The organism is Kistimonas scapharcae, assembly GCF_039540975.1.
Classification (GTDB): Bacteria; Pseudomonadota; Gammaproteobacteria; order Pseudomonadales; family Endozoicomonadaceae; genus Kistimonas; species Kistimonas scapharcae.
In genome coordinates this window covers 1-18,528 of the sequence record NZ_BAABFL010000023.1, presented here as the reverse complement: position 1 = coordinate 18,528, position 18,528 = coordinate 1, and the positions used below count along the sequence as shown (strand labels likewise).

The window sequence follows — 18,528 nt, the reverse complement described above, 5'->3', positions numbered from 1 at the left end:
GGCTTAATCCCGACAGATCTTCAGCTGATCAACTTAAGAAAGCGGCTTGAGTTGGGGCGACAACTATGTTGACAAACACCGGCATACGCCAGGCAAGTACCTGTACCGCTGGCACCTGGCTCCACATACTCTCATTCAGGCAGCGCCAGTGATGGACATCCATCTGGTCAGGATGCTCAATTTGTTCACTGCATGTCTGACAAAGCAATGCACAATCATCAGCCTTACTGCCAGTACGCGGCGGGACTTCAAAAACGTGGAGATTCTCTGAAACGCCACAAAGCTCACAGCGGGCTTCACTGCGGCTATATAGAGCTTGTTCGATAGTCATGGGTTACTGCTTAATCAAATAAGCTTGTAGTATACAAAAAAGCAGTCAACACTTTTCTGCGTAAAATACTCATATAAGAATATGGAATCATTAAATGATAAAAGGCAACTAAGAGTAATAGATACATGACACACCCCAAGGCTCGATAAGCGCGAACCATTCACCCTATTAAATCTTCATTTTCAAATGAACTACAAAGAAAAAAATCAGTCATATCTATTGAAACAACATTCTATTTTCAACATTTTCCAAAATGGATCTAACACGTAGAAATACACTAAGCGCGTCTAGACAAAACTAAGGGAAGGCCTTTATATGGAATCATCAATAGATAAACAACAATACATAGTTCCACCGCCCCAAGGAGGTTATACGGGGCCTTCTGCCCCCATCATGGATGATGATAATTCTTCCGCGACAGCATATGGCCATGATGTCACACTACCACCCTATCCAGGAGGTGGCGCTTATCAGGAACAGGGGCTCCCTCCTGCAGCTGTCATGCATCAAGGGTATCCTCACGACCATCCGATTGATCAGGGTCCTCCTCCCCCATATCCATATGATGAATTGCCCCAAAATAATCAGGGTCAACCCGCACAAGAAACAGGTTGCTCTATCTTCAGGCGCGGTATCAAAATAGCCGGTGGTGTGGCCCTGATGGCCGTTACAGGTCTTAGTGGTTTTGTATTAACCATCGCACTCTCACCTCTCTTTGGCCTTTACATTGTTGGAGGCGTGGTATGCCAAGGTGGATGCTTCATTCTTGCACTTGATGACGACAGTGCCAAAGTCCTGGCAATCTTGTTCCTGGGGGCTGTTGCAATTGCCTCACTTCCGGTTGTTTTTGTATCTCCCATCTTTGGCGCAGCAGCCGCTTATCGCAGCGGTAAATGGTATTTTGATGGGGATGAGCAGTTACCTTCTTTTCTGAAAGATGCCAATCACCTGAGTAATTACATCCTTTCTTCTGACATTTTAAGGTCACTGTTTGGAAGGGAGGTCAGATATTACCAGTGCTCTCCTTCCACAGAAGTACATATTCACCATCACCACACATACCGTTGCTGGTGATGTCAGTAAGAATGATGGAATGCATAAACGAAATAAGCCCGGTCAATCACATGCCGGGCTTAACGTGAACGTGATCTGACACTATACGATCAGATCATCTCGATATCAGCACGGATCATCAACCAAACCGGCCGGTAATATAATCATGCGTCCGCTTGTCGCTGGGCGTCATGAACAGGCGATCGGTATCATCGAATTCGATCAGTTCTCCCATCAGGAAGAATGCCGTATTTCTGGAAATCCGGCGCGCCTGGTTCATTGAGTGTGTCACAATCACGATGGTGAAGTCGTGGCTCAGACGATCCATCAGATCTTCCACACGAGCTGTTGCGATAGGATCCAGTGCGCTGGTCGGTTCATCCATCAGGATGACATCCGGCTCCATGGCGATGGTCCGGGCGATACACAGCCGCTGCTGCTGACCACCGGATAGGCCCATGGCGGAATCGTGCAGGCGATCCTTTACTTCGTTCCATAGAGCCGCGCCTTCCAACGCCTTTTCCACCATTTCGTCGAGGTAACGACGATCCTTGATGCCCTGAGCGCGCAGACCATAGGTTATGTTTTCATAAATACTCATGGGAAACGGGTTCGGCTTCTGGAACACCATCCCGACTTTCATGCGCAGCTGCTGAACATCCGTATCGTGATAGATATCCTGGCCATCCAGCGCCACCCGACCTTCCACACGCACACCGGGAATCAGGTCATTCATACGGTTCAGGGTACGCAGCAGTGTGGACTTACCGCAGCCGGACGGGCCGATCAGCGCCGTTACCTGCTTTTCAGGAATCGCCATGGAGATATTGTGCAGCGCCTGTTTCTCCCCGTAATAGAGGTTCAGGTTCTCCACGGTGAACTTGCTGTGAGGTACTTCGATGTTGATAGCGGGGTTCGCCATGTTCTCAGTCTCAGTCATCAATTCGGTAAAATCTGTCAGCCTGCCTGCGGGGCAGGCCACAGCTCAGCCCTTGTTGAAGCGTCGGGCCAGTAATCGGGTCGTAATGTTGAGCGTCAGTACGATCAACACCAGCACAGTGGCGGTCGCATAGGCCTGGTTCCACTCGTGCACGGAGAACAGTTCCTGGGTCAGCTTGTAGAGATGGACCGTCAGGGTTCGTCCGGAATCAAACACGGAATCAGGAATCCGGGCCACCATACCGGCGGTCAGGAAGACCGGGGCGGATTCACCAATGATCCGGCCAATACAGAGAATCAGTGAGCTGATGATACCGGGCATCGCACCGGGCAAAATCAGGCGCCAGATGGTGTACAGGCGGGACGCACCAAGACCATAGGAACCTTCACGGTAGGCTTCCGGCACACTCATCAGGGCTTCTTCCGTGGTCCGGATAATCACCGGCAGGATAACGATGCTCAGAGTAAGTGCACCGGCCAGAATGGAAAAGCCCAGCTTGAAAGTCGAGACAAACAACGTCAGACCAAACAGACCATAAATAATGGAAGGAATACCGGCCAGGCTTTCCGTAGCAAAACGGATTACCTTCACCACCCGACTACCGGGCTGCGCATATTCCGTCAGGTAAATCGCACCCATGATGCCCACGGGCGCCGCAATACCCAGCGACAAGGCCACCATATAGACGGTGCTGACAATCATCGGCCAGATACCGGAGGTATCGCCGGTACGGGTGTAGTTAGACGTCAGGAACGACCAGTTCACATGACCAATACCATTGCTGACGATATGCCAGAGAATCCACAACAGGGTACCGGTGGTAGCGGCGGTGGCCAGGATAATCAGGCCCACCAGCAACCGGCCTTTCCAGCGGCGGATTGCAGGATTCGGCATGGGCCGTGCACGACCGGTGGATTCCGTAATCCCCTCGGTAACCGCCTGGGCAAGACTACTGGAATTCATATTATCGACCTGCCTTCTGTCTGTTCAGGTAAAGCATGGTGGCGTTAAGCAACATGATGAAGATAAACAGCACAATACCGGTGACATACAGCGCGCTGCTGTGCAGGCCGCTGGCGTAAGCCATCTCCAGGGCAATGTTGGCGGTCAGAGTACGGGCCGGTTCCAGCAGGCTGGAAGCGATGATCGGCGCGTTACCCATTACCATGATGATGGCCATGGTTTCACCGATCGCCCGGGCGATACCCAGGATACTGGCCGTCATGATGCCGGAGCGTGCCGCCGGCAGCACCACGTTAAAAATGGTGAACATCTTGGACGCGCCCAGCGCCAGGGAACCTTCACGGTACGTCTGCGGTACGGCGCGAATAGCGGTTTCAGACAGCGTGATCACTGTCGGCAGGATCATCATGGTCAGCACCACGATACCGGCCAGCATGGTGTTACCGGCAGGGACTGAGAATGCCTGCTCAATCAGCGGCACAATCACGACCAGACCAAAGAAACCATAAATGACGGACGGAATACCGGCCAGCAGTTCAATCGCCGTGCGCAGTACAGTGGCGTACCTTTCCGGGGCAATTTCTGCCAGGAAGATGGCTGTCAGCACCCCCATAGGCACACCGATCACCAACGCGCCAATAGTAGAGATCACGGAACCACTGATCATTGGCAGAATGCCGAAGTAAACCGGTGGGCTCCACTGGGTACCGGTGACAAAACTGAAGACACCGGTGTCCACCAGGGCAGGCATGCCCTCGGCCACAATGAACGCGCCGATGGCGCCAATGGAAACCGTACTGACTATGGCGCAGAGGAAAAACAGGCTATGAAAGGCCTTATCCATTCGCGCCTGTCGACTGTTTGCCGTCATATACATTACCGACAGGAATCAACGTCCATCATTGAGAAAAAACTGAAATGCCGGGGCGGCTTATCCGCACCGGCATGACGTGGAATAAATCAGATAACCGGGATGTAACCCTGTTGCGCCACAATCGCCTGACCTTCGCCGGACAGTGCCCAGTCCAGGAATGCCTTGCCGTTTTCAGACAGGGTTTCAGCGTTGTAGAGCAGTACAAACGGACGGGCTACGGTGTACTCGCCAGTGGCGATGGTATCGTTGGACGCTTCAACACCGTTCACTTCCAGTGCTTTCAGGCTGCCATCGACAGTGCCCAGGGAGATGTAACCGATCGCAGACGGGTTCTGTGCCACAGTGGTCTTAACCACACCGTTACCACTGGCCACCTGGGCACGGTTGGAAACAGCGGAGATCACGTTGCCGTTCGCATCCTTGAACTTCAGGTTCATGATGTCTTCGAACGCGCCGCGGGTACCGGAAGCCGGGTCACGGGTTACAACAACGATGGGCTGGTCATTGCCACCCAGTGCTTTCCAGTTGGTGATTTCACCTTTGAAGATATCAGCGATCTGCTCGGTGGTCAGACCGGTAACCGGGTTTTTGCCGTTAACAACAACAGCAATACCGTCATGCGCCAACACTGCCTGGGTAATACCGGCTTTTTCTTCTTCCGGCTTGAGCTTGCGAGAGGTCATCCCAATTTCGCTGGTGCCGTCATTGGCGGCCTTGATACCCGAGGAAGAACCGGTACCCTGCACTTCGACCACAGCGCCGGTATGTTCCTGTTGCCAGGTTTCACCGAGCACTTCCATCACTTCCGTCACGGAGGTAGAACCAGAGACACTTACAGCCCGGGCATCGGTGGAGGAGTCATTACCGCCACAACCCACCAGCACGGCGGACAACCCGATAGCGCTTACGATTGACAGAACGGTCTTCTTCACTGCTTCGACCTCTTGGGGATCAGCTTATCTAGAAATGAACTGGCCTGAGCCAGCAGGTGAGACCGTTATATTTCGCTTAGATGACAGTTTTGTTACAACAACTGTCAACTTATGACGTCTTTACAAAATCATTACCCTGGAAATGACAGCCAAGTCTTGGGGCACTCCCACAGCTCACATGGTTATCAAATCAAACCCGTTTGTCAGAGATAACAAAGCACTTACCCGCTTGTCAGAACACTAACAAAAGTTCATATCAAAAAAATCAGCGCATCGTATGAAAACACCTGCTTCAGCTGCTATGGCCGCAAGGCTTCCACCTTCCCAACGCGGGGCAGTACCCGCTCAGCCATCAACTTCATCCCATGCAACAAAACAGTTTCGCCGTTGTGATGATGGCATACGCCGCCCTTTAGTAGATACAAAACATCACTTATGTGTCATGCCAAGTGGAATTGATCGTGAAGGACATGGAGTCTATATAGAAAAAACAATACCGTTGAATCAACGAATATGCCGTTATGAAGGCGACACTGTTTTCCGATACTTTCCTGAACCTGAGAAAAACAAATTTGTCGTATTTACCTCTGTTGATGAAAATTTTGCTGACTGCATACAATTATCTGCTCGGTTTGTTTCATGGTTGGGCATTTATTACAAACCCGCTGAGGCGTTAATAGAAATAGGCATCAATGGAACAGGCGCGATATCATTCATAAACCATGCACCCGAACCAGAGGCAAATGTCAGGCTTCAGGCCAACTACAATGAAGAGTACATCAAACGATCGGAGAATAAAGTCATTATAGATTCCCGTAAAAAACTGAAAAAATTTCTCACTAAGATCCCCCCCTATATAAAAGCATACGCTCGGAAAGAAATAGCAGAATACACCGAACTATCCTGTGATTACACCAGAGGAAAACAAATTCTGTTGTTCGACGAAAATCCGGTAATCAGGCCAACAAAACCAATTATGGGCACGCTCAAGCATGCATTGGCATTGGATGCCATTCCTGCAGCCCCAGCTTCAGACTCCGATACCAGCTCTGACTCTTATGAGTCTGATTCATCTGATACAGGAGACTCATCTGATATGGAGACAGGATCTCGGGTAAGACCTGAGATGATCGACATGGAAAAAATGCCACCATTATTAAGGCTTTTTAATCAAGACATTATTGTAGTATTACGAGATCGATATGAAAGAAAACCTTTGGGGTATTTGACTAACATTCTCGATTTCATATCAGAAAAATCACAAGAAACAGATATAGCTGAAAAGTACAAAGAAATCTTAAAGTTAATTGCCGAATATAATAAAATTGACAGCGAGAAAGGTAATAAAAACCAATTAATCAACACTACCGCGAGGCTTACTCATGCGGAAAGGAAGCAAGCATCTGATTTTCTAAAGGCAACAAACAATGCTTTTAGCGGCTACATGTTTCATATCACTGACGAAGAGTGGGATTATTTTATCAACACAGGTGAAGCTTGGGATGAAGATCAGCGCTCTCGCAGAAAACGTCGCAAAACCTCATCAAAAATAGCCTGCTAGCAAGCCGACATTATATTTGGACGCAGAAAAGGCGGCACGAAACCGCCACTCTTTATCAACAAGATAATCCCGCAGCTTCCGGCTGATACAGTATCTCAAGCACCTGAAGACGCGTTTTCCTACCATCGGCCATTGCCCAGTCGATTGTGTCGCCACAGCTCAGCCCTATCAGCGCCGCGCCGGCGGGATTCAAAATTGACACCGCCTCATTATCATCGCTATTACGCTTGTCTGGAAAAACCAGACGGCAGGTATGCTCACAGTGCGTCTCCAGATCACGAAACCGAACACGGCTGTTGATCGTCACCACATCCGACGGACACTCACTGCCATCAACCAGCGTCGCGCGGTCCAGCTCATCGAGCAGTAACTCCGCCACCGGCAGCCGATCGATGTCAGGCTGCGCCAGCAGTTGCTCCAGTTTTCTTGCGTCTTCCCGGTTAATAATCAGTCTTGCTTGCGTCATTGTGCTCTCCTGTCACTCAACGACCACAGTCAATACGCCCAGTCCCTGAAGGGGACAGGCGCTTACAATCATTACGTTTTGCGATGCCCGATAGCCAGGCAGAAAAGAGTACGGTAGTAGCAGATAGTATTGTCAGAACGGTATACACGGGATCATCGTGTTTTTCACTCTGTATTTACCGGCTTGCAACTTTAGCCGGTAAATACAGCGTATGGCTTCACGGCCATGCATGGCAGGCTTATGCTATTTCGAATAACTAAGCCCTCACCCGTTTTTGAGCTCTTCCAGCTCTGCCCAGCGATCCATTTTTTCCTCGATCAGGCCGGCCAGGTCAGTCAAACGCTGCAGCACCCGGGACACTTCCTCCTGATCTTTCTGGTAGAAGCCAGCTTCTGCTGTCAGGTTCTCCAGCGTCTGCTGCTCTTCTTCCAACTGTTCAATCTCAGCCGGCAGGCCATCCAGCTCACGCTGCAACTTATAACTGAGTTTCTTTCCTGACGCAGGCTTTGGTTGGGATGGTGTTGCCGCTTCTTTGGCAGTCTGCGTTTCTGTTGGTTTCAGGACTTTCTCACCGGACTCCACCAATCGCTGCATGGAACCGCCCTGCCGCAACCAGTCCTCAAAGCCACCGACATACTCGCGCACCACACCATTGCCTTCAAATACCAGGGAGCTGGACACCACATTATCCAGGAACGCACGGTCGTGACTGACCAGCAGAACGGTACCGGGAAAATCAACCAGAATGCTTTCCAGCAGTTCCAGGGTTTCCACATCCAGGTCATTGGTCGGTTCGTCCAGCACCAGCACGTTGGCGGGTTTACTGAATAAACGAGCCAGCAACAGACGGTTACGCTCGCCACCGGAAAGCGCCTTTACCGGCGTCCGTGCCCGCTGAGGCGAGAACAGGAAGCTTTCCAGGTAACTGATGATATGGCGGCTTTCCCCATTGATGGTGATCCGCTCACGGCCTTCCGCCACGTTGTCGATAACGCTCTTTTCCAGATCCAGCTGCTGACGCATCTGGTCAAAGTAGGCGACTTCCATCTTGGTGCCGTGACGGATCGTACCCACGCCAGGCTCAAGATCACCCAGAAGCATTTTCAACAGTGTCGTCTTACCCACACCATTCGCGCCGATCAGGCCAACCTTGTCCCCCCGCATCAGGGTAAAGCTGAAATCATGCACCAGGGGTTTGCCTTCAAATCCCTTGGAGATACTCTGTGCTTCCACCACCAGTTTGCCGGAACGCTCGGCCGCATCCAGTGAAAAGGTCGCTTTCCCCTGAACGTTCCGGCGCGCCAGTCGCTCTTCCCGCAACGCTTTCAGCGCACGCACACGGCCTTCATTACGCGTACGACGGGCCTTAATTCCCTGACGAATCCAGACCTCTTCCTGGGCCAGTTTTTTATCGAACAGAGCATTCTGTTCGGCTTCCACTTCCAGCTGGTGCGCCTTGCGTTCGAGGTAAGTCTCATAGTTGCAGTCCCAACTGGTCAGCTGACCGCGATCCAGCTCAAGGATGCGTGTTGCCAGCGCCTTTAGGAAAGAACGGTCGTGGGTGATAAACAGTAACGCACCCCGGAAATCTTTCAGCTGCTGTTCCAGCCAGGCGATGGTGATGATATCCAGATGGTTGGTAGGCTCGTCCAGCAATAACAGATCCGGCTCACTCACCAATGCCCGGGCCAGCTCCACCCGACGGCGCCAACCGCCGGAGAGTTCGCCCATGGTTTTGTCCGCCGGCAACTGCAGCTTCTGGATAGTCTGTTCAACACGTTGCTGCAGCGCCCAGCCATCCATAGCTTCCAATTGACTCTGTACCCGCTCAAGCTTTTTCATGTCCGCATCCGTCTGGATATTCATGGACAACTCATGCCAGTCAGCCAGCAGCTGCCCGACCGTTTCCAGCCCGGATGCCACCACATCGTAAACCCGCTTGCTGTCTGCCACCGGCAGATCCTGGTTCAACATGCCGACCTTCAGGCCAGGTTTGCGCCAGATATGGCCGTCATCCGGTTGGATAGCTTCGGATGCCGCTTTGAGCAGCGTGGACTTGCCAGCGCCGTTGCGGCCAATCAGACAGACCCGTTCACCGGGTTCCAGTTGCAGGCAGGCTTTGTCCAGCAGAGGGTGATCGCCATAAGCGATGGAGACATCATCAAAACGTATAAGGGTCATGGGACTGCGCACATCCTGGCAAGCGTCTGAAAATGCGGGAAGGATAACGATTTGAGGCGGTGGACGCCATGCATACACCGCAACCGGGACAACACAGGGTCATCCCGGACAACCGTCGGCTACTGGTCAATATCCAGATTACCGTTGTTCAGCAAGCTGTTGAGAATATCGGCTTCAGAACCCAGTGATGACAGATCAACGCCGTCCAGCACGATCTTCTGCACGGTCTGGCCGTTAGCACTGTCTTTCACTGAGATTTCAGTATTTCCGTTCACAAAGGCCAGATCAAGGAAGGAATCAATCGTTGCAGCGGATTCACCCACCAGCATATCACTGAGATCCAGTACATCGCCGTCCGCTGTGCTGAAATCCTCGATCGTATCCGTCGCTGGAGCCGACGAGGTACCCTCATCGCCGCTGTTGAAGCGGAAGATATCTGCGCCAGTGCCGCCCGTTAACAAATCGTCGCCATCACCACCGATCAGAACATCGTTACCACCCAAGCCAGAGAGGTGGTCAGCCTGTGCGGTACCATTAAGGATCTCATTGCCACTCGTACCATCAACGGCAATATACTCGTTGCCAATGCGAACGGACGTATCATCAATGTAGGTACCATACTGTCCGGCCCAATTCTCACCATCGTCCCCGCCATGCTCAATATAGATGGATCTCACACCACTGCCATAATTACTGAACGTCGTCCCGGCTTCTAACCAGTCAGTGGTAGCCGTTAACACACCGGAATCGAACGAGTCGATCACACTGCCATCCGCCGCTCTCAACTCAACCTTCAGGTAATAGGTATCATCATTGCCGTAATCCAAGACCATTTTGTACCAGTCACTGACAGCAATCTCTGGCGCGGTGTCGAGGTAATCGGCACTAAACCCGTTAGACAGCAAGTCTATCGTCTGGTGCTTAACAGAAGTATTGTGAGATGTTGTCCAGGAACTCCCATCCCCATCATGGCTTTCTGTAGATGACACGCTCCAGTCTTTACCGTGACCCGATATTACCGTCCAGCCATTAGTACCATCCGTTGCGCCAGCATTGGTCACCAGGTTATCCGACTGGGTGGCAGCATCTTGCGTCGTTACATTGAAATTTTGTTGAGTACTGGAATGGGTTCCGTCACTCACGGTAAAGGCAAAACTGGTATTGGTATCTGCCGTCACGGATGGCGCTGTAAACTGCAGTTTTGAAATATCAGCCGCTGCTATAACCTGATTAACATAAACCGCAACGCCATCGTATGTCAGCGAACCATTGACGGGTAACGACTTGATAGTGACTGAGTGCAGGCTATCCCCATCGGCATCATTGAAACCAAAATCATCAGCCGTAAAGACATACGCCTCTGACTCAGCAGTCACCAACGACATCGGTGTTGCCGTCGGCGCATCATCAACCGCCGTTAGATTGAAATTGAGGGTTTCTGCGGCGCTCTCCGCCGTACCGTCGCTGACCTTGAACTGGATGTTGGCATAGTTATCGCCATTGGCATTGGCTGCCGGGGTAAACACGAGATTCGGAATATCAGCGGCTGAAATCTGCTGATTGACTGTAACCGCCACCCCATTTAGCGCTAGTGCCCCCGCGGCAGGTAGTTGCGTAATAGTCACTGAATGAAGCGCATCGCCATCCGCGTCACTGTATCCAAAGTCACTGGCATTGAAGGTATGGCTATCATCCTCATTTAAGCTAATAGAATTGGAAACAGTATCAATGCTCAGGTTGTCTATTGCCCACTCGTCATATCCAGTACCGGCATGATTGTTACTTTGAATTAACCGGAACTGGACGTTGGATGATTGCAAATCACCCGACAGCGTCTCATTTACGGAGTTCCAGCTACCTGGTGGATACTGAGTGAGAGAGTAAGTCGTGTGCGTTACCCACGTAGCACCATTGTCGGTCGAGTACTGTAATGACACCTCGTCACCTGCATCGACCAATTCACCACCATTTGAGCCATCACCGTAAATCAGACTGAATGACAGCGTCCCACCGCCTGAGGTATCAAACGACGCCGTTGTAACAGAGCGTTCACCAGCACCTCCAAACTGCAGAGCATTACCATCACTGCCAGAGAATGTGGTGCCCAACGTGCCATTCGACAGTGTCAAATTCTCTGTACCACCGGCGTTAAAGTCCCACGTCTCTGTAAAGCCCAGATCAACCGTCGGTGCGCTGTTGACGTTATCCACATTGAACGTCATGGTTGCCGGCGCACTTTCCAGACTGCCGTCACTGACGGTAAAGGTAAAGTTCGCGTAATTCGCTCCATCCGTGTTGGCATCCGGGGTAAAGACCAGGTTCGGAATTTCAGCCGCTGTGATCACCTGGTTAGCCGTCACCGCCGAACCATTGAGTGTCAGGCTACCGGCGGCCGGCAGCTGGGTGATCTTGATGGATGAAAGGCTGTCACCATCCGCATCAGAGAATGAGAAATCACTGAGACTGAAGGTGTGACTGTCATTTTCATCCAATGTCACGGTATCAGCCGCCGTTGTTGGCGCATCATCCACCGATGTCACATTGAAGCTCAGGGTTTCTGCCGCACTCTCCGCCGTGCCGTCACTGACCTTGAACTGGATATTCGCATAGCCGTCACCATGGGCGTTAGCCGCCGGTGTAAAGACAAGATTCGAAATATCCGCGGCTGAAATCTGCTGATCAACAGTCACCGCTGCGCCATTCAGTGTCAGACTGCCTGCTGCAGGAAGCTGGGTAATCTTGACGTAATCCAGTGAATCACCATCAACATCGTTAAACCCAAAGTCAGCCGCTGAGAAGGTATGACTGTTATCTTCCTGTATTGTTAACCCATCCGGTGTCTCACCTCCGGTCACCAGGTTATCAATACTGGGACGAAGGTTGGATGGCCCGCCCGTATTGGCAATAACTCTCAATTCGGTAATATTACCGACGCCTACAGACACCGTAGCCCAGTTGTTCCAGTCAAAATTGCTGCTTAAATCAACCGTACTACTCCAAACCTCTGTGGCGCCATTATAAGCCTCTATCGTGATCGACTGATTCGAAGGCATTGTCCCGTAAACAAAACCTTGCCATGGCAGTGGATTGATATCGAAGCTTTGTATATAGGTCGGCGTCGAGAATGTTAGAGAGCTGTTATTATCAAAGTTGTTTGCATAAATATGTCCACCGCCGGTGGTATTGTGAGTGAAGTTCGACTGTGTCAATCCATAATTCGAACTATCAAAGGTGTACGTTGTCTCTGGAGATGAATCAGAAGATGAACCGTAGATATCGCCTTCTATCGTTGGTGCGTCATTGACACTGGTAACGGTAATGGAAGCCGTAGCAGATTCCGAGCTGAATGCCGATGAGCCGCCTGTTGTAGTAGCATCCCCATAACTGCCAACACTGCCTGCGCTTTGATCCCAGGCGCGGAAGCTAAACGTCGAACTACCGTTGTAGTCATCATTAGGCTCAAACCGGACCTGGCTAGTGCTTCCCAGCAACAGGGCATGGTCTTCACCTAAGCTGCCATCATCAATATTTTGCCAGGTCGTTCCACCATCAACGGAATACTTCCAGGTACCGTTACTGTTATCAACACTGGTAATCGCCATCGCCTGTGCCGCTGAGCCATCCACATCCTCCAGCTGGTTGGCATCCTGAAGGATCTCCGCAACCGTATTGCCATTACCCGGTGTGCTGTCTTCGGCAATACTGGTCAGCTCATGGGTGAACAGGTGGTCAATATGCACATTGTCGATAACATGTTCTGCAGCCAGTCCACCTGTCGAACCTGTGAAGCCCAACTTGAGATTGGCGGGCAGGGTAAAGCCCTGGGCGGCAAGGTCATAGTTATTGATCACCGTCTGCCAGGTCACACCATTGTCCCAGCTCATTTTCACCGTCAGGTGCTGGTCAGGTGTCAGCTCAACGTCCACCTTGCGGAACGTTGTCCCGTTGATACCGCCATAACCCGCTACGCTGACGCTGTGGAATTCCGTACTGCTGCTGTTGATCAGATGCACCTGATCATTACTGTACTCGTCAAATCCGATCGCCAGGTATTCATTCTCCATGCCGTTGACACCGAGACCACCACCATGGCCACCGACAGCAAAGTTACTGCTGTCCACCTGGTCACCATCCACCAGCACCAGCGCAAGCCCATCCGCAGTACCATCCGCCTTGAAGTCAAAGGTGGTATGCAGCCCCCCGGAACTCGCGATGGACGTATCCCAAAGCACAGCACCGGCCTGACTCAGGCCATTGGTGGTCAGCACCGCCTGGCCACCCGTGATTGACGCGGTACCGTCTACTGCCCAACCATCACTGCTGTCAAAGGTCTCCGTCATTCCTGCAATGGTTGGCGCATCATTCACCGCGGTCACATCCAGCGTCATGGTTTGTGCAGCACTTTCCAATCCGCCGCTATCAGTCACACTGAACTGGAAGCTCGCATAATCATTGCCATTGGCATTCGCTTCCGGCGAGAAGACCAGATTGGAAATATCCGCAGCGGCAATCACCTGGTTAGCCGTTACAGCCGTACCATTCAGCATCAGACTACCGGCACCCGGCAGCTGGGTAATCCTGACCGATGACAATGTGTCGCCGGCATCAATATCATTGAAACCAAACTCTGAGGCTGCAAAAGTGTGGCTGCCATCCTCGTTCAATGTCACTGTGTTGTCGGATGCGGTTGGCGCATCATTCACCGCAGCGATATGGACATTGATAGCCTGGGTTGTCACATTCGTGTCGCCGGTACTGCTCTCTGTAGCCGTCGCCGTCACAGTGAAGGTGAAATCATCATGGTTGTTGGTCGTTGGTGTTACGGTCAGGTTCCCCAGATTCCAACCCGACACATCCAGCGCAGCACCGGTAGAGGTCAGTGTATTAGTGCCATCACTCAGTACCACACCGGAAGGAATGCCGCTTAGTTCAATGGCCAGGGTTTCCGATCCATCGGTGTCGGGTGTAGCTACATTCAGTCCAACAGCAATAGTCTGATCTTCCTGACCATAAACACCAATGCCTGTTGGAATATGAGTGTTATCAGCGCTGACGGCCTGAATGGATATGTTATCAAACACAAGATCACTACTGACCGTGGTGCCTGATGTATCCGTTATGCGAAGGATCGCATTTCCCGAGGCGATACCGGTGAAACTGAGATTCAACTGCTGGTAATTAGAACTATTGGTATCGACATCCTGTGTAGCGAGTACCGTACCGGTAGCTGAATCAATGACTTCTATACGCCCAGCCACAGGATTGGTATTCCAGCTTCTGTAATCCAGATTCAGAGAGTAATTAACATCCGGGTGGATAGTAAAAGTCTGCTCCGCTACACCGTTGACGGGGGCTTCAGCTGCACTGAACACCAACGAATCCGAGATCACCGTGCTACTGCCACTCAGATTCCAGCCATTCGACGTGTTAAAGCCTCCATTGGAAATCAACTCTGTATCCAATGTCAGATCACTGTATACATCATTGCTGACGGCCACCGTTGGGGCATCAACAACCGCTGAAATATTGAATGTCAGCGTTTGGACACTACTGCTGAGTTCTCCATCACTGACGGTAAACTGCAGACTCGCTGCTCCCGTGCCACTGGCATGTGCTGCTGGTGTGAACGCCAGATTAGGAATATCTGCTGCTGAAATCACCTGGTTGGCGGTTACGTCAACACCATTGAGCGTCAGGCTACCCGTTGCCGGCAACTGCGTAATCGTGATGGATGACAGGCTGTCTCCCGCATCAACATCACTGAACCCGAATTCAGTCGCCGTAAATGTATGGCTAGCATCCTCATCCAGTGTGACCGTGTTGTCGGAAGACGTGGGTGCCTCATTGGCATTCACCACCGAGATGGCAATATCCTGCTCGGAACTCAAACCACCGGCGTCTACGACACGTACACGCACGGTATGGGATGTTGCGGTTTCAAAATCCAGCAGGGAACTGTTGGCTACCGTAATGGTTCCGGTATTTCCGTCGATGGCAAACCGGCCACCGGCATCATCCACCAGTGAATAGGTCAAGGTGTCACCGGTATCAATATCGGTGGCGACCGCCTTGCCGACCACCGTTCCATTGGACGCGCCTTCACTGACCCGGTTACCGCTGAGATCCAGCGTGGTACTGTAAACATCGTTATCCGTACCATGATCCGACGTCCAGGTAATGAGCAATTCACCACCAGCCAGCTGGGTGACCTCAGGATCGGATTGATTACCCGTGGTTGTGGTGTTGATCTGGATTTCATCAGTGAGTGCATTCCCGGTTGCATCAAAGTGACGGCCATAAATGCCCTGCCCATCACCATCCTGACCATCCGAGCGCCAGATCACGAAGAAACTACCGTCAGCCAAGGGTTCTATGGTGACATCCGCCTGGGTGCCGTCAGTAGTTGTGTTGATCCTGACCGGGCTGCCACTGGCGGTGCCCGTGCTGGTCCAGCGCTGGACGTACAGGTCGTCACCACTCTGGTAGGCGGTCAGCAGCTCACCACTGTCGAGGACTTCAATATCTACTGTTTTGTCATCAGCAGGTGCAGCCCCCCCATAACTGACAGGGCCTGCAACACTGTTGCCACTGGCGTCATAGATTCTGAATGAGGCTGAATCACTACCAGTACCTGTCCCCCGCCAGGTCACAGCAAAGCCGCCATTATCAAGGGCAACAATATCCTGTGCTCCATTGCCCCAGCCATCAACACTGCCAACCACAATATCGCTGGTTTCAGTACCGCTGGCATCATAGATTTTCACATGCACATTAAATCCATCAGCGGCATCGTAATACGCTGTCGCAAACTGATTACCACTGAGCGCAACCAGTTTTGTCAGATACTGGTGGTCTCCGCCAAGGGTGAATTCACTTTGGATTTCTGTGCCATTCTGATCAAAAACACGCATGTGAGCGCGGTTATAGGTCATTGACTTGGATAAATCCCAAGTAACGGCAAAATTACCATTATCCAATACAGCAATTTCTGGTTTACCCAAATACTGATCACTACTAGGAGCCGTTTCATTAACCTGAATTTCAGAGCCATCCTGCAATCTGGCCCGAATAACATGACTACCACCTTCCTCTGAGTACCAGACAGTGATAGAGCCATCTTGCGTACTGTCAGAATGTGCTGCATCCTGGTTGCCTGTCGTCACCGTACTATTGACCCGGGTTTCAGTATTCACCTCAGGATCCAGTAATGTTTCAAGCACCGGCGCGTCATTCACGCCGTTGACCGTAATCGTTGCTGTCGCCGTTGACTCCAGTCCCTCATCATCACTCATGGTATAGGAAACAGTAACAGTGGCGCTTTCGCCGGCAGCCAGATAGCTGAAATCAGAGCCTGGGTTAAACTGAAGCTGATTCCCCACAATACTGACCGAGCCGCCAGCCGTTGTACGGGTTCCGGCACTGTCGGTAATACCGGTGATACTGACATTGTCCAGACTGAAGTTTGCGGAACTGTCGCTACTGTCCACATCTGTATCATTCGCCAATACATCAACTGTCAATGTTGCATTGGCGGCCGTGCTCTCGGCATCAACAACCGCAACCGGTGCATCATTGTTGCCTGTGATCGTAATCGTGACCGTGGCCGGCTCACTGGTGTCGTTAGCCGTACCGGAATCGTCCACCGCTTCGTAGGTAAACGTGACCTGACGGGTTTCTCCCGCAGCCAGGTCCTGGAAGTCGCTGCCCGGGTTGAAGCTGAACGTGCCGTCACCGTTATTAGTGACCGATCCTTCATCCGGCTGGGTCAGAATGTTGAAGGTGTGGGTATCGGTGGTATCCGCGTCCGTGGCACCGAAGTTACCCGTGACAGCTGCACCATCTTCCGTGGCACTGATACTCTCAACCGCTGCGGTGGGTTTGTCGTTGGTACCCGTGATCGTAATCGTGACCGTGGCCGGCCCACTGGTGTCGTTAGCCGTACCGGAATCGTCCACCGCTTCATAGGTAAACGTGACCTGACGGGTTTCTCCGGCAGCCAGATCCTGGAAGTCACTGCCCGGGTTGAAGCTGAACGTGCCGTCATTATTATTGGTGACCGATCCTTCATCCGGCTGGGTCAGGATATTGAAGGTGTGGGTATCGGTTGTGTCCGCGTCCGTGGCGCCGAAGTTGCCCGTGACCGCTGCGCCATCTTCCGTGGCACTGATACTCTCAACCTCAGCAGTCGGCTTGTCGTTAGTACCCGTGATCGTAATCGTGACCGTGGCCGGCTCACTGGTATCGTTGGCCGTACCAGAATCGTCTACCGCTTCATAGGTAAACGTGACCTGACGGGTTTCTCCCGCAGCCAGGTCCTGGAAGTCGCTGCCCGGGTTGAAGCTGAACGTGCCGTCACCGTTATTAGTGACCGATCCTTCATCCGGCTGGGTCAGAATGTTGAAGGTGTGGGTATCGGTCGTATCCGCGTCCGTGGCACCGAAGTTACCCGTGACAGCTGCACCATCTTCCGTGGCACTGATACTCTCAACCGCTGCTGTTGGTTTGTCGTTAGTACCCGTGATCGTAATGGTGACAGTTGCTGCCTCACTGGTTGCGTTTGCAGCGCCGGAATCATCCACGGCTTCATAGGTAAACGTGACCTGACGGGTTTCTCCGGCAGCCAGATCCTGGAAGTCACTGCCCGGGTTGAAGCTGAACGTGCCGTCATTATTATTGGTGACCGAGCCTTCGTCCGGCTGAGTCAGAATGGTGAACGTGTGGGTATCTGTCGTATTGTCATCAGTAACAGCAAAATTACCGCTGATCGCTGTCCCATCTTCTGTTGCGCCGACATTGACAGCCTGCGCCACCGGCGTACTGTTCGTACCACTCACCGTGATCGTAGCCGTTGCCGTTGATGTCTCCCCTGAGTCATCACTCATGGTATAACTGACTGTGACTGTCGCACTTTCTCCTACAGCCAGATAATCAAAATCACTGCCAGGCACAAACTTCAGCTGGTTGTTTTCTATCGATACCGTACCACCATTGATCGTACGGGAACCTTCCGAATCCGTGATACCGGTGATGTTCACATTATCAAGGGAGAAATTTGACGAGTTATCATCACTATCAACATCCGTATCATTAGCAAGAACATCCATCAATAGTGTTGATCCTACTGACGTTGTATCACTGTCAACAACAGCGACCGGGGCATCATTTGTCCCGGTAATCGTTATAGTGACTGTCGCCGGTTCACTCGTATCGTTTGCCGTACCGGAATC

General features: G+C 51.8%; 10 protein-coding genes. 2 read left to right on the top strand and 8 right to left on the bottom strand.

Features of this window, described 5'->3' with window-relative positions:
- Window positions 1-28: 28 nt before the first annotated feature.
- Window positions 29-331, bottom strand: coding sequence for a hypothetical protein (locus tag ABD892_RS01865; RefSeq protein ID WP_345193222.1), 303 nt, complete (start codon window positions 329-331; stop codon window positions 29-31).
- A gap of 315 nt (window positions 332-646) precedes the next feature.
- Here ABD892_RS01865 and ABD892_RS01860 point away from each other — a divergent pair, with 315 nt between their 5' ends.
- Window positions 647-1,405: a hypothetical protein gene (locus tag ABD892_RS01860; RefSeq protein WP_345193220.1), complete on the top strand. Its 759-nt coding sequence runs from the start codon at window positions 647-649 to the stop codon at window positions 1,403-1,405.
- 118 nt (window positions 1,406-1,523) lie between these two features.
- On the opposite strand, the gene pstB is transcribed toward ABD892_RS01860, so the two are convergent.
- The 4 genes from pstB to ABD892_RS01840 form a co-directional block, all read right to left on the bottom strand.
- Complete coding sequence (gene pstB / locus ABD892_RS01855; RefSeq protein WP_425559145.1) at window positions 1,524-2,324, bottom strand: phosphate ABC transporter ATP-binding protein PstB; 801 nt, start codon at window positions 2,322-2,324, stop codon at window positions 1,524-1,526.
- A gap of 45 nt (window positions 2,325-2,369) precedes the next feature.
- Window positions 2,370-3,287 carry a phosphate ABC transporter permease PstA gene (gene pstA / locus ABD892_RS01850; RefSeq protein ID WP_345193218.1) on the bottom strand — a complete coding sequence of 306 codons (918 nt, stop codon included), beginning with the start codon at window positions 3,285-3,287 and terminating at the stop codon, window positions 2,370-2,372.
- A gap of 1 nt (window position 3,288) precedes the next feature.
- Window positions 3,289-4,158, bottom strand: coding sequence for a phosphate ABC transporter permease subunit PstC (gene pstC, locus ABD892_RS01845; RefSeq protein WP_345193216.1), 870 nt, complete (start codon window positions 4,156-4,158; stop codon window positions 3,289-3,291).
- 89 nt (window positions 4,159-4,247) lie between these two features.
- A complete protein-coding gene (locus ABD892_RS01840) occupies window positions 4,248-5,093 on the bottom strand; it encodes a phosphate ABC transporter substrate-binding protein (protein ID WP_345193214.1) in 846 nt (281 codons plus the stop codon).
- 277 nt (window positions 5,094-5,370) lie between these two features.
- Between ABD892_RS01840 and ABD892_RS01835 the strand changes: the two genes are divergently transcribed.
- Entirely contained in the window at window positions 5,371-6,654 is a 1,284-nt protein-coding gene (locus ABD892_RS01835) for a hypothetical protein (protein ID WP_345193211.1), read from the top strand.
- A 55-nt stretch (window positions 6,655-6,709) separates the two neighbouring features.
- Here the strand turns inward: ABD892_RS01835 and rnk are convergent, their stop codons facing one another.
- The 3 genes from rnk to ABD892_RS01820 form a co-directional block, all read right to left on the bottom strand.
- Window positions 6,710-7,120, bottom strand: a complete 411-nt coding sequence (gene rnk, locus ABD892_RS01830; RefSeq protein WP_345193209.1) for a nucleoside diphosphate kinase regulator — start codon at window positions 7,118-7,120, stop codon at window positions 6,710-6,712.
- Window positions 7,121-7,384: 264 nt separating this feature from the next.
- Window positions 7,385-9,301: an ATP-binding cassette ATPase Uup gene (uup, locus tag ABD892_RS01825; protein WP_345193207.1), complete on the bottom strand. Its 1,917-nt coding sequence runs from the start codon at window positions 9,299-9,301 to the stop codon at window positions 7,385-7,387.
- A 119-nt stretch (window positions 9,302-9,420) separates the two neighbouring features.
- A complete protein-coding gene (locus tag ABD892_RS01820; protein WP_345193225.1) occupies window positions 9,421-18,483 on the bottom strand; it encodes an Ig-like domain-containing protein in 9,063 nt (3,020 codons plus the stop codon).
- Window positions 18,484-18,528 lie beyond the last annotated feature (45 nt).

What these genes read in the sequence shown, in the direction of transcription:
- pstC (WP_345193216.1), bottom strand. Translation starts at nt 4,158, where the DNA reads ATGACGGCAAACAGTCGACAGGCGCGAATGGATAAGGCCTTTCATAGC.
- pstA (WP_345193218.1), bottom strand. Translation starts at nt 3,287, where the DNA reads ATGAATTCCAGTAGTCTTGCCCAGGCGGTTACCGAGGGGATTACGGAA.
- rnk (WP_345193209.1), bottom strand. Translation starts at nt 7,120, where the DNA reads ATGACGCAAGCAAGACTGATTATTAACCGGGAAGACGCAAGAAAACTG.
- uup (WP_345193207.1), bottom strand. Translation starts at nt 9,301, where the DNA reads ATGACCCTTATACGTTTTGATGATGTCTCCATCGCTTATGGCGATCAC.
- ABD892_RS01860 (WP_345193220.1), top strand. Translation starts at nt 647, where the DNA reads ATGGAATCATCAATAGATAAACAACAATACATAGTTCCACCGCCCCAA.
- pstB (WP_425559145.1), bottom strand. Translation starts at nt 2,324, where the DNA reads ATGACTGAGACTGAGAACATGGCGAACCCCGCTATCAACATCGAAGTA.
- ABD892_RS01865 (WP_345193222.1), bottom strand. Translation starts at nt 331, where the DNA reads ATGACTATCGAACAAGCTCTATATAGCCGCAGTGAAGCCCGCTGTGAG.
- ABD892_RS01835 (WP_345193211.1), top strand. Translation starts at nt 5,371, where the DNA reads ATGAAAACACCTGCTTCAGCTGCTATGGCCGCAAGGCTTCCACCTTCC.